Source organism: Hymenobacter sp. DG25A (genome assembly GCF_001280305.1).
In the GTDB taxonomy this organism is placed as follows: domain Bacteria; phylum Bacteroidota; class Bacteroidia; order Cytophagales; family Hymenobacteraceae; genus Hymenobacter.
In genome coordinates this window covers 743,618-756,606 of the sequence record NZ_CP012623.1, presented here as the reverse complement: position 1 = coordinate 756,606, position 12,989 = coordinate 743,618, and the positions used below count along the sequence as shown (strand labels likewise).

The 12,989-nt window shown below is 54.7% G+C and carries 10 protein-coding genes and 1 tRNA gene; 7 read left to right on the top strand and 4 right to left on the bottom strand.

Annotated elements, in window-relative coordinates; translation table 11 throughout:
* Positions 1-99 precede the first annotated feature (99 nt).
* On the bottom strand, positions 100-2,307 hold the full coding sequence (locus AM218_RS03170) for a RelA/SpoT family protein (RefSeq protein WP_054411797.1): 2,208 nt from the start codon (positions 2,305-2,307) through the stop codon (positions 100-102).
* Between the two features lie 199 nt (positions 2,308-2,506).
* Here AM218_RS03170 and AM218_RS03165 point away from each other — a divergent pair.
* The 7 genes from AM218_RS03165 (at position 2,507) to AM218_RS03135 (ending at position 10,824) form a co-directional block, all read left to right on the top strand.
* Positions 2,507-2,588 (top strand) — tRNA-Leu (locus tag AM218_RS03165).
* A 146-nt stretch (positions 2,589-2,734) separates the two neighbouring features.
* Entirely contained in the window at positions 2,735-4,066 is a 1,332-nt protein-coding gene (tig, locus tag AM218_RS03160; protein WP_054411795.1) for a trigger factor, read from the top strand.
* A 109-nt stretch (positions 4,067-4,175) separates the two neighbouring features.
* Positions 4,176-4,886 carry an ATP-dependent Clp protease proteolytic subunit gene (locus AM218_RS03155; protein WP_262489780.1) on the top strand — a complete coding sequence of 237 codons (711 nt, stop codon included), beginning with the start codon at positions 4,176-4,178 and terminating at the stop codon, positions 4,884-4,886.
* A gap of 233 nt (positions 4,887-5,119) precedes the next feature.
* Complete coding sequence (gene clpX / locus AM218_RS03150) at positions 5,120-6,343, top strand: ATP-dependent Clp protease ATP-binding subunit ClpX (RefSeq protein WP_054411793.1); 1,224 nt, start codon at positions 5,120-5,122, stop codon at positions 6,341-6,343.
* Between the two features lie 472 nt (positions 6,344-6,815).
* Positions 6,816-9,191 carry a SulP family inorganic anion transporter gene (locus AM218_RS17000; RefSeq protein ID WP_231717534.1) on the top strand — a complete coding sequence of 792 codons (2,376 nt, stop codon included), beginning with the start codon at positions 6,816-6,818 and terminating at the stop codon, positions 9,189-9,191.
* Positions 9,192-9,246: 55 nt separating this feature from the next.
* Positions 9,247-9,927, top strand: coding sequence for a response regulator transcription factor (locus AM218_RS03140; protein ID WP_054411789.1), 681 nt, complete (start codon positions 9,247-9,249; stop codon positions 9,925-9,927).
* A 3-nt stretch (positions 9,928-9,930) separates the two neighbouring features.
* Positions 9,931-10,824: a sensor histidine kinase gene (locus tag AM218_RS03135; protein ID WP_054411787.1), complete on the top strand. Its 894-nt coding sequence runs from the start codon at positions 9,931-9,933 to the stop codon at positions 10,822-10,824.
* 127 nt (positions 10,825-10,951) lie between these two features.
* Here AM218_RS03135 and AM218_RS16670 read toward each other — a convergent pair whose 3' ends face one another.
* From AM218_RS16670 to AM218_RS03125, 3 genes are all read right to left on the bottom strand, one after another.
* Positions 10,952-11,344, bottom strand: coding sequence for a hypothetical protein (locus tag AM218_RS16670; RefSeq protein WP_157547495.1), 393 nt, complete (start codon positions 11,342-11,344; stop codon positions 10,952-10,954).
* 46 nt (positions 11,345-11,390) lie between these two features.
* Positions 11,391-12,500, bottom strand: a complete 1,110-nt coding sequence (gene lpxB / locus AM218_RS03130; protein WP_054411784.1) for a lipid-A-disaccharide synthase — start codon at positions 12,498-12,500, stop codon at positions 11,391-11,393.
* A gap of 64 nt (positions 12,501-12,564) precedes the next feature.
* Positions 12,565-12,984: a 6-pyruvoyl trahydropterin synthase family protein gene (locus AM218_RS03125; RefSeq protein ID WP_054411782.1), complete on the bottom strand. Its 420-nt coding sequence runs from the start codon at positions 12,982-12,984 to the stop codon at positions 12,565-12,567.
* Positions 12,985-12,989: the final 5 nt, after the last annotated feature.

The window sequence follows — 12,989 nt, the reverse complement described above, 5'->3', positions numbered from 1 at the left end:
AGTGCCGGATGTGCCCGGCTTCAGCCAAGCAAAGCCCCACAAGCATTACTCTACCCTTATACCTCTTATACTCATTTAAACTCTGAATACTGTTTTATACTAAGAGGCGAAGCGCTCTACCTGCAAAACACCGTTTACCTTCGATAGACGGTGCATTAGCTTGTTCAGGTGGTCGGTGTCATTCACGAAAACCATTATCTGGCCCTCGAACAGACCATCGTCTGAATCAATGGTGATAGAGCGCATGTTCACTTTAAGGGAGTTGGAAATGATTTTGGTGACATCATTTACCAGCCCTACCCTATCGGAACCTTTGATGCGGATACCGGCCAGGAAAGCCAGCTCCAACTGATCCGTCCATTTGGCGCGCACAATACGGTTGCCGTAGTTCGACATCAGCTCCACCGCTTTGGGGCAAGAAGTACGGTGAATTACAATGCCCTTGTCGGTTTCAAAGCCGAACACGTCGTCGCCGGGAATGGGGTTGCAGCAGGGCGCAATGGTGTAGTCGAACTTCTCGGTCTGCTCACCGATAACGAGCAGGTTGGCATTCACACCCCGAATCTTCTGCACTTCGTGGTCGAAGGCTTTGGGCTCCAGGATGGAAGGCACGCGCGGCAGCTCCACGGCCGGATCGAAAATGCTTTCTTTGATTTCGCGTCCGTCTATCTGACCAATGGCCAGACGGTAGTAGAAATCCTGGATGTTGTAGGTGTTGAAGTGGGCCAGCAGCCGGTTCAGGTTATCCTGATTGGGCTCGACACCCAGCATTTCCAGGCGCTTTTCTACCAGGAAGCGGCCGTCCTCGGCTTTGTTGCGCTTGTCATCGCGCAGGTAATCCTTGATTTTGGAGCGGGCCTTGGAGGTGATGACGTATTTAAGCCATTCCTCGGTGGGGCGCTGCTTTTGCGAAGTCAGGATTTCTACCTGGTCGCCGTTGTGGAGCTGGTAGCTGAGCGGCTGCAGCTTCTGGTTTACTTTGGCGCCAAGGCACTGCAGGCCGATGTGGGTGTGAATATCGAAGGCAAAATCCAGCGCGGTGGCTTTGTCCGGCAGGATAATGAGCTTGCCTTTGGGCGTAAAGGCGTAGACCTCCTTTACGAAGAGGTTCTGGCGGAATTCGTCCATGAACTCCAGGGCGCTGGAGTTATTGGTTTCGAGCATCTCGCGCACCTTATTTATCCAGGCTTCCAGGCTGGACTCGGGCAATATGGAGCCGGTGTCTTTGTATTTCCAGTGGGCGGCGTAGCCTTTCTCAGCAATATCATCCATGCGGCGCGAGCGGATCTGCACTTCCACCCACTGGCCCGTGCGGGACATAACGGTTGTGTGCAGGCTTTCGTAGCCGTTGGCTTTGGGCGTGCTTACCCAGTCGCGGAGGCGGTCGGGGTTGGGCTGGTAGAAATCCGTTACCACAGAATACACCTGCCAGCAGGCGGCTTTTTCCTGCTCAAAGGGCACATCCAGAATAATCCGAATGGCAAACAGGTCATACACCTCATCGAAGGTGATGTTCTGCTTGCGCATCTTTTTCAGAATGGAATAGATGCTTTTGGGGCGGCCTTTGATTTCGTAGCTGAAGCCCTGGGCTTTCAGCTCGTCATCAATAGGCATCACAAACTCCTTAATAAAGCGGTTGCGGGCGCTGCGGCTTTGCCGCACTTTCGTCACCAGCTCGTTGTAGACCTCGGTATCGGTGTATTTCAGATACAGGTCTTCCAGCTCGCTTTTAATGGCGTACAGGCCTAGGCGGTGGGCCAGCGGCGCGTAGAGGTAAATGGTTTCGGAAGCAATTTTGAGCTGCTTGTGGCGCGGCATCGAGTCGAGCGTGCGCATGTTGTGCAGACGGTCGGCTATTTTGATGAGGATGACGCGCACATCTTCCGAGAGCGTGAGCAGCATCTTGCGGAAGTTCTCGGCCTGCTCGGAGGTGCCGTACTCGAAAACGCCCGAAATTTTGGTGAGGCCGTCTACAATGCGGGCCACTTTGCCGCCAAACTCCCGCTCTACGTCGGCAATTTCCCAGGGCGTATCCTCTACTACATCGTGCAGTAGGGCCGCCACAATGCTGGTGGTGCCCAGTCCGATTTCCTCTACCACAATCTGCGCCACGGCCAGCGGGTGCAGAATATACGGCTCCCCGGATTTACGCCGCATGTCCTTGTGGGCCTCCAGGGAAGTATTGAAGGCCTTTTTGATCAGCTTGGCATCGTTGCCGTGCAAATAGGGTTTGGCGGTGCGAAGCAGGCGGCGGTAGGCGCGCAGAATTTCGTTGCGTTCTACCTCGGGGTCTATGTGAGTGGCCATGTATGCGGAGCGGTACCGGGGCACCGCGGAAAGACTAGGAATGCGAAAGTACGAATCCGGAGCCGGGTTTCGGGCGGCAACCGGCTGAAATAGGGCCCTTTGCCGCTATCTGTACATACTACGCACACATTTACCGAAAGCGTTTGAATTTCCGACCAGCTTGCGTAGCTTTGCGGCCCCGAGGCAAACGGCTTCGCAAGCGGATGTGGCGAAATTGGTAGACGTGCCAGACTTAGGATCTGGTGCCGCAAGGCGTGTGGGTTCGAGTCCCTCCATCCGCACAAAGTATTTTTCTTCCCTCCTCTCATACCCTCAACCCAACCAGTTGGGGGTTTGTTTTTCAAGGACGTCCCGCATGCGTAGGAACGGACGTCTGACCAGGCTGAAGCTTACGCATTCTTACGTTTACCCTTAACCGACGACCGTTTTGGACATTACCCTTAACAAGAACGACGACCAGCTGAGTGCCATCCTGACAGTAAAAATCACGGAGGCCGACTATGCTCCCGCCGTAGAGAGCAAGCTGAAGGAATACAGCAAAAAGGCGCAGATCAAAGGCTTCCGCCCGGGTAAAGTACCGGCTACGCTGGTGCGCAAGATGTATGGCAAGAGCATTCTGGCCGATGAGCTGAATGCCATGCTGAGCAAAGCGGTAGACAGCTACATCAAAGAAAACAATATCAAAATTCTGGGCGAGCCCCTGCCCGTGGCTACAAACGTGGATTTTGACTCCCAGAAAGAGTTTGAATTTCCCTTCGAGCTGGGCCTGCTGCCCGATTTCGAGCTGCCCGCCGACCAGGCTATTTCCGTAGACCGCCACAAGGTAGACCTCGACGAGGCCACCCTGCAGGAAACCTACGACCAGATTGGCCGCCAGTTTGGCGAAACCACCAACCCCGAGTCATCCGAAGCCAGCGACTACCTGTTTGGTAAGCTGAAGAAGGCTGATGAGGAAGGCGAAGGCCGCGCCGTGCTGCTGCCCATCAACAAAGTAACCAACGGTGCTGACAAGTTTGTAGGCGTGAAGCCCGGCGACTCTATCACCTTCGATCTGAAAGATGCTTTCGGAGGCGATGCTTCGGCTATTGCCAACTTCTCGGGCATGACCAAGGATGAGGCCAAGGAAGTAAGCGGCGAGTACGTGCTGAACGTGGAGAAAATCACGCGCACGGCCCACGCTGAGCACAACCAGGACCTGTTCGACAAAGTATTCGGCAAAGACGCGGTGACTTCGAAAGAAGATTTCGACGCGAAAGTGCGTGGCACAGTGCAGGAGAACTACGACCGGGAGTCTGACAATTTGGTTAACCGCCAGATCATCGACAAGCTGATTGATTCAGTTTCGATTGAAGTACCCAAGGAGTTCTTCAAGAAGTGGCTGCTGCGTGCCAACGAAGGCAAGCTGACCGCCGAGCAGGTTGAAGAGCACTACAATGACTATGAGCGCGAGCTGAAGTGGTCTATGATCCGCAACAAAGTAGTTGAGGAACAGGGCCTGAAGGTTTCAAACGACGAAATCATTGACCGTACCCTGGAGAAAATCATGGGCCAGTTTAACCTGCCCGAGGTAACCGACGAGATGCGCGAGTCGATGCGTGGTTTCGCTGACAACTACCTGCGTCAGGAAAACGGCAAAAACTACGTAAACGAGTACGAAGCCATTCTGGCAGAGAAAGTACTTGAAAACCTCCGCGGCAAAGTTGTTGTTAACGACAAACCGATTTCGGCTGAGGACTTCCGCAATCAGGCAGCGAGCTAATCCCTCACTGCCCGGTTTTCAAACCAACAAAAAAGCCCTTACTTGCCGTATGGGCTTTTTTGTTGCCCAGCGGTTTCGCTTTAACACATCTACTTCCCTCTTTTCTATCATGCTGAATAAACAAGAATTCCGCAAGTTTGCCGTGAAGGGCCAGGGCCTCAGCGGCCTGGGTGTTGACCAATATCTGCAACACGTGGAAGGCCAGGTGCGCGGCGGCCTGATTATGCCTACCGGCATGACCCGCTCCGTAATTGAGGAACGCCCTACGCGCTTTGCTGAAATTGACGTTTTCTCCCGCCTGATCATGGACCGCATCGTGTTCTTGGGTACGGCCGTGGACGACTATATTGCCAACATCATCACGGCCCAGCTGCTGTTTTTGGAGTCGGTAGATGCCAAGAAGGACATTCTGCTGTACATCAACTCCCCCGGTGGCTCGGTATATGCCGGCCTGGGTATTTATGATACCATGCAGTATGTGAATCCCGATGTGGCCACCATCTGCACCGGTTTGGCGGCATCTATGGGTGCCGTACTGCTGGCGGGTGGTGCCAAAGACAAGCGCTCCGCTCTCCCCCACGCCCGCGTCATGATTCACCAGCCCTCGGGTGGTGCGCAAGGCCAGTCGTCGGATATCGAAATTACGGCCCGCGAGATTCTGAAGCTCAAGAAAGAGCTGTACGATATCCTGGCGCAGCACACCGGCAAAACCTACCAGGAAATTCACGACAACTCCGACCGTGACTACTGGATGCGTGCCGATGAGGCCAAGGAGTACGGCCTGATTGACGAAGTGCTGGAGAAGAAGTCGGCTGCGTAAGTTGATTTTTATCACCTGGACGAGGGGCTTTTGCCTCCTGTATCAGAACCAGACTATATAAAAAAAGCCCGCTATTGGCCTGAAAACCAATGGTGGGCTTTTTTTCTTTATAGTAGAAAGGTGCTGAGTCGGCACTTTTTTTCGTGCAGAGGGCGTTTCCGTTTTCGTACCTTTGGGCCTGCTCCCTGAAAAGCGGAGCAAACTATCCCCCTATCCTGAGAGTCCTTCAACCAATGGCAGATATCACGTGCTCCTTCTGCGGTAAGAGCAAAAAAGACGTCTCGGTCATGATTTCCGGCATCAATGCCCACATCTGCGAGCGGTGTGTGGGTCAGGCCCAGCAAATCCTGAACGAGGAGAATAAGATTCGGTCGAACTCGAAAGCGCCGAAGTTCAACCTCGTGAAGCCGCGCGAGATGAAGGAGTACCTTGATCAGTATGTAGTAGGTCAGGACGAAGCCAAAAAGGTGATGTCCGTAGCCGTATACAACCATTACAAGCGCCTGATGCAGAAACCGCAGAAGGACGACGTGGTGATTGAGAAATCGAACATCATCATGGTAGGTGAAACCGGTACCGGTAAAACCTTCCTCACGCGCATGCTGGCCAACATTCTGCAGGTTCCCTTCTGCATTGCCGATGCTACGGTACTGACCGAGGCCGGCTACGTAGGCGAAGATGTGGAAAGCATTCTGACGCGCCTGCTGCAGGCCGCCGACTATAATGTGGAAGCGGCTGAGCGCGGCATCGTCTACATAGATGAGATTGACAAGATTGCCCGCAAGAGCGACAACCCCAGCATCACGCGCGACGTGAGCGGCGAAGGCGTGCAGCAGGCTATGCTGAAGCTGCTGGAAGGCACCACCGTAAACGTGCCCCCGCACGGCGGCCGCAAGCACCCCGAGCAGAAGATGATTACGGTGAACACCGAGAACATTCTCTTCATCTGCGGCGGCGCCTTCGTAGGCATTGAGCGCATCATTAAGAGCCGTCTGAACACGAAGCCCATGGGCTTTGCCAAAACGCAGCTGGAGGATAAGATTGATACCGACAACTTCCTGCGCTATGTAACGGCCATGGACCTAAAGGCTTTCGGTCTGATTCCGGAGCTGATTGGCCGCCTGCCCGTGCTCACGCACCTCAACCCGCTGGACCACGCTACTCTGCGCAAAATCCTGACGGAGCCCAAGAACTCCATTGTAAAGCAGTACCAGCGCCTTTTCGATATGGAAGGCGTAGAGCTTTCTTTCTCGGAAGAAGCCCTAGAGTACATTGTGGTGAAAGCTGACGAGTACCGCCTGGGTGCCCGCGGCCTGCGCAGCATCTGCGAAAGCATCATGACCGATGCCATGTTCGATATGCCTTCGGAAGAAGGCGTGAAAGAGCTGGTGATTGATCTGGAATACGCCCGCAGCAAGTTTGATAGTTCTCCCTTAAAGCAGCTGCGCGCAGCGTAACTGGTTATAGAATTAAAAAGGAAAGCCCCGGCAGATGATTCTGCCGGGGCTTTCCTTTTTAATGGTCTTTCCTGAGTGGGTTGCGGACCGTTGTGCAAAAGCAGCCCAAAGCACGTCATGTTTCGCACTACTCTGTATGACGTCCGAAGTTCGATAACAAGCATAAACAGCCCATCCTATGGGATGTTTATGGCCAGATTAAGCTCTAATCGTTTTCTAATATCTCTTTAACCAAAATCTAATAAGCTTATAATCTGGCTTTAATTCCGGCCATTGGGTTGGGCTCTACCTTTGTAGCAGAAAAATAACCTCATGATTCCGAAGCACCTGCTGCCCGCGGAATTGCCCTAGAAGCCTCTGCTTCATGCACGGGCGGCGCTATGCCGCTGGTCGGGGCTGCTCTTCCTGCCTGCCGTTTATTCGCTTCGCTGCTTTTGGCAGCGCCGGAATCCTCATGCCATTTTCAAAGCCTATGTCTACTACATCTGAAAAACGCAGTACCTGGGATTTTTCTTACTTCAAAAGTGACCTCCAGGGTGGCCTCGTATCGTTTCTGGTGGCGGTGCCGCTGTGCCTGGGCATAGCACTAGCCTCGGGCGCGCCCCTTTTTTCCGGCATTATTGCCGGTATTGTGGGCGGCCTGGTAGTGGGCGCCTTAAGCCGGTCGGCGGTGAGTATATCGGGGCCGGAAGCGGGCCTGATTATGGTAGTACTGAGCGGGCTGGAGGTGCTGGGTTCGTTTGAGGTGCTGCAGCTGGCTATTTGCGTAGCGGGCGTGATGCAGGTAATTCTGGGCCTGCTGCGAGCCGGCATCATCAGCAACTTCTTTCCCTCCTCAGTCATTAAAGGAATGCTGGCGGCCATCGGCATCATTCTCATTTTAAAACAGATTCCGCACATTCTGGGCTATGATGCCGATGCGGTGGAGTCGTTGGCGCTGTTTCCCTGGACGGGCGGCAACATAAGGGCGCTGCTGACGCACGCCATAGAGGAGTTTAACCCTACCGCGCTGGTTATTGCGCTGGCCAGCCTGACGGTACTGCTGGCCTGGGAACGGCCCTTTTTCCGCGCCAACCCGGTACTGGCCAAAATTCCGGCGGCGCTGGTGGTAATTGTGCTGGGTCTGGGGCTTAATGCCCTAGCCTACCTGCTCAACCCCGCCTATGCGCTGGCAGGAACGCACCTGGTGCAACTGCCCATTCCGCACAGCATGGCCGAGTTTGCGGGCCTGTTTACCCTGCCCGATTTTTCCCAGCTCACCAACCCCAAGGTGTATACCACCGCCTTCGCCATTGCGCTGGTGGCCAGCCTGGAGGCCCTGCTGGCCATAGAGGCCACCGACGAGCTGGACCCGCTGAAACGCAAAACCCCCACCAACCGCGAGCTGAAGGCCCAGGGCGCCGGCAACCTGGTCAGTGGGCTGCTGGGTGGGCTGCCCCTCACCTCGGTTATTGTGCGCAGCTCTGTGAGCATTAACGCCGGCGGGCGCACCAAGCTGGCCGCCCTGATGCACGGCAGCTTTCTGCTGCTGAGCGTGGTGCTGTTCCCGCGCCTGCTGAACATGATTCCTTGGGCCGCCCTGGCCGCTATTCTGCTGATGACAGGCTATAAGCTGGCCCGCGTGAGCATCTTCCGCCAGCATTTCCAGGCCGGCATAATGGAATTCCTGCCCTTCATTGTTACTATTGTGGCCATTCTGCTAACGGATCTGCTGATTGGCATTGGTGTAGGTGCGGCGGCAGGCATGTTCTTCATCCTACGCGAAACCTATAAGAACGCCCACTTTTTCCACAGCTACTCGGTGCAGGGGCAGGATCATCTGCGCATCAGCTTGGGCGAGCATGTGTCGTTTCTGAATAAGGCCAGCATTATGACGGTGCTCAAGGATATTCCGGCCGATACCACGGTGGAAATTGACGGCACCAATTCCGCCTTCATCGACCGGGACGTGCTGAGCGCCATTGAGAATTTCCGCGAAACCGCCCGGCAGCGCAATATTCAGCTGGTGTTTCTGCGTAAGGGCGAGGAATACGCCCAGAATCTGGCCAAGCAGCCCCACGTAACCAGCAAGGAGGCCGACTTTGAGGCTTACTACAAGCTCTTTCAGAACAACCGCAACTGGGTGGCCGAAAAGCTGCGGCGCAACCCGCGCTTCTTCGAAACAGCGGCCCAGCAAATTCCGAAGTTCCTGTTCATTGGCTGCTCCGACAACCACGTTTCCGTGAGTGAGATGACGGGCACAGCCCCGGGCGAGGTATTTGTGCACCGCAACGTGGCCAACCTGGTGGTCAGCACCGATCTGAACCTGATGTCGGTGCTGCAGTACGCGGTGGAAGTGCTGCAGATTCAGCACATTATTGTGTGCGGGCACTACGGCTGCCGGGGCGTGCAGGCGGCCATGCAGAGCGTAGATGCGGGCCTGGTTAGTAACTGGCTGACCAGCGTGCGCGACGTGATGCACCGCCACCAGCACGAGCTGGGCGAGCTGGAAACCGAGGAAGAGCGCTACCGCCGCCTGGTTGAACTAAACGTCATTGAGCAAGTTTACAATCTGCACCAAACCGTTACCGTGCAGAATGCTTACCAGAAATCGGCTCCCTTGCACCTGCATGGCTGGGTGTACGACATCCACGGCGGCATTATCCGCGACCTGGAGGTAGACGTGCGCCGCGACTTCGCCGAGTACGACGCCATCTTCCGCTACCAGGTGGCCCCGGAAGGACTGCGGCGCCTGCCCGGCGAGCTGTATCAGGCCCCCTCTATCTACTCCATGAGCGCCGGGCAAAGCCGTACCCCCATCATTGCCATTCCCCCCTTCGACTACGATAATCCGCTGGGGGTGCCGTAACCTCTCGTCCCCGCCCGTTACAGAAACCAAAGCCCGAAAATCAACCCCAGCTGTGATGAAAATATTGATTGTAGAGGATGAGCTGAAAGTTGCCACTTTTCTGAAAAGCGGACTGGAAGACTACGGGCTGGCGGCGGCCGTAGCCCTGGATGCCACCTCGGCCCAGCGCCTGCTGGCCGCCACCGAGTACACCGCCGTGGTGCTGGATGTTAACCTGCCCGAGATGAGCGGGCTGGAGCTGTGTCGCGTTATTCGCCAGCGCTTCCCTAAGCTGCCGGTGCTGATGCTCACGGCCATGAGCTCTACCGACGATAAGCTCCTGGGCTTTGATGCCGGGGCCGATGACTACCTGGTCAAGCCCTATGAGTTTAACGAGTTGCTGGCCCGCCTGCGGGCGCTGCACCGCCGCTACGCCGTAACCACCGAAGAAAATGTGCTAAAAGTGGCGGATCTGGAGCTGAATGGCCAGAGCAAGCTGGTGAAGCGCGGCGACAAGCGCATTGACCTGACCATGCGGGAGCTGGCGCTGCTGGAGTACTTCATGCACAACCAGGGCCGCGCCCTCAGCCGCCTGGAAATCGTGGATAAGGTCTGGGATTTATCGTTTGATACGGGCACTAACGTGGTGGACGTGTACGTGAACTACCTGCGCAAAAAGATTGACAAGGATTTCACACCTAAGCTGATTCATACGCTCAACGGCATCGGCTACATTCTGGAGGAGCGCGAGGCCTAGCGTATGGTGTGGTATCTGCTCCTGGGTTTTGTGATGGGCGCGGCCCTGCTGGGCGGGGCCGGCTGGTGGCAACGCCGCCGCAGCCGGAGCGCCCTCGCCCACCTCACCCGGCAACTGGAGGCCCTGGACTTGGACGATTATCAGCAGCGCCTTGTAACCCCTGCCGCTGACACCGCGCCGCTCGTGCGGCAGCTTAACCAGCTGCTGGCCCGGCGGCAGGCCGCGTTTGAGGACCAGCGCCGGTTTGTGGTGCAGGCGGCACACAAGCTGCGCACACCGCTCACCAGCATCAGGGGGCAGCTGGAGGTAACGCTGATTAAGCCGCGCAGCGTGGCGCACCACGAAGAAACCTGCCGCTCGGTGCTGCAGGATATTGCCCGCCTCAACCTGCTTTCCGCCGATTTACTGACGCTGGCCCACCTGCGCGCAGCCCGGCTCACGCCCCACCCCATAGCCCTGGATGACGTGCTCTACCAAGCCAGCGCCCGGCTGAAAGCCCGCCGCCCCGGCTATCAGGTACACTTTGAGTTCGATCCTCAATTGGCGGAGCTGCCCGGCCCGCTCACCGTTCCCGGCGATGCAGAACTGCTGGAACAGATGTGCCTGCACTTATTGGAAAACGGCTGTAAGTTCTCGCCCCACAACCAGGTACGGGCCACCCTGGGCCTAGATACACACCACGCCATTCTGCGGTTTGCGGACGATGGCCCTGGTGTGGTGCCCGCCGAGCTGCCGCGCATTTTTGAGCCCTTCTTCATGGGAGCTAATGCACACCTTTATTGCGGCCACGGTCTGGGTTTGGCGCTGGTGCAGCGCGTGGTGCAGCTGCACCGGGGTATTATAGAAGTAATGTCGGAGCCGGGCTCGGCTTTTGTTGTGCGGTTGCCGCTGCAGTAGCGGCAAGATCTTTATAGATATTACATCATAATTACAGTCAGCGTAAATAAAAAGACCCGACAGATAAATCTGTCGGGTCTTTTTATTTATGTTAAGAATAGAGTGAATAAAAGCTCTTAAATTATTATCAATACGCTCTCTTCAACCTATAAGCTCCATTCCACTCGGTTTTATCAAATCTGTTATCATCTGAATTTACATATAACAGATTAACATTAGCATTTTTTTCGCCTAAATCTATATAACCAGCGTAACCGTATTGCCCAGCAGGCACCTTTATTTCAGCACCATTTAGTCGCTTTATTGTAGGATCGGGTATTTTAAACAAAACACTGTCATTATATTTTTCTCTGAGAAGCAGAGACAGGGGGTCGTGTACATTATAAAATTGACGACGCTTAATTTTTAATACCCAATCATTATCAATTTTACAGATTACAGCTTCATCATAATTATTTCTAGACCATAAGCAGTTAAAAAGCAATGCATTAAAAGCGAAGAAAATAAATAATAATTTCATAGATATACTCCTGATATTATAAAAACAAGCACATTATTTCTCAGTCCTAATTCTGCAGGTATCCCACCATTAACTCCGCTGCTTTTTTAGCGGAATTATTGCGGCCCAGTTTCTCGCGCAGTTCTGCATAATCTGCTTTCTGCCTGGCGATAAATGCTTCATCGGCCGTTATCTTTTTCAACTCCTGCACCAGTTTGCGGGAGTTGAATTCGCCCTGAATCAGCTCTTTTACCACTTCCTTTTCAGCAATAAGATTGACTAAGGAAATGTAAGGCACCTTAATTACGGCCTTGCTGATGACGTAGGACACGGCGCTGGTGCGGTAGCAGACTACCTGTGGCACATCAAATAGAGCGGTTTCCAGGGTGGCGGTACCGCTGGTTACCATGGCCGCCTTGGCGTGGCTGAGGATATCGTAGGTCTGGTTGAAGAGGATGCGGACGTTGTTGCGCTCGAAGTTGGCGTAGTAGGTTGCGTCGAGGTTATCGACGCCGGCCACAATGAACTGATAATCCATGAACGGCGGGATGATGGCCGTCATCTCAAAGAGCATTTCCTCGATTTCCTGCTTGCGGGAGCCGGGCAGCACGGCAATAATGGGCCGCTGAGGGTCCAGGTTATTGCGCTGATAGAAGTCGGGGGAAGGCCGGAAGTCGGCTACTACATCGGAGGTGGGGTTGCCAATATAGTCTACTTTGTAGTCGAAGCGCTTGTAGAATTCTTCCTCGAACGGCAGAATCACGAACATGCGGTCAACCAGCTGCTTGATTTTGTGGCCGCGGCTCTGGTTCCAGGCCCATATTTTGGGCGAAATGTAGTAGAATACCTTCAGGCCGGCGGCTTTGGCAAACTTGGCCACCCGCATGTTGAAGCCGGCATAGTCTACCAGAATCACAACGTCGGGTTTCCAGGCCAGCAAATCCCGCTCACACTCTTTCAGAAAGCCCCGAAACTTAAGGATGCTGGTAGCTGCTTCCAAAAAGCCCATAATGGCCATTTCCTGGTAATGGTGCACCAATTCCGCGCCTTCGGCTGCCATCATGTCGCCGCCCCATACCCGGAACTCGGCCTGGGGGTCTTGCTGCTTCAACTCACGCATCAGGTTGGCGGCGTGCAGGTCACCGGAACGTTCCCCGGCTATCAGGTAATACTTCATTGGTTGCTTCTGAATGATGAATTCGGAGGTTGAACAAAGCCTGCGGGCTTACTCAACTTCAGAACTAAGCTTCGCCGTAATACTCCACAAAGTTGCGGGGCGTTTCGTAGAGTTTAATGGAGTGCAGTTGGGCATTGGTGATGGTGGGGAGCTGGCGCTGCAGAATTTCCCAGAATGCCAGCACCAGGTTTTCCGTGCTGGCCAGCTTGCCGGCCATAAAGGGCACGTCCAGATTCAGGTTTTTATGGTCTACCTGAGCAATGATGTGCTCCCGGATTAGCTGGCTGAGCTGCTTCAGATCCACCACAAAGCCGGTTTCGGGGCTGGGCTTGCCTTTCACCGTTACTATCAGGTCGAAGTTATGACCGTGCCAGTTGGTGTTGGCGCAGGGGCCGAAAACCTCCCGGTTCCGCTCCTCGGTCCAGTTAGGGTTATATAGCTTATGGGCCGCGTTGAAGTGTTCCTGCCGGCTGACGTAAATCATTCTGT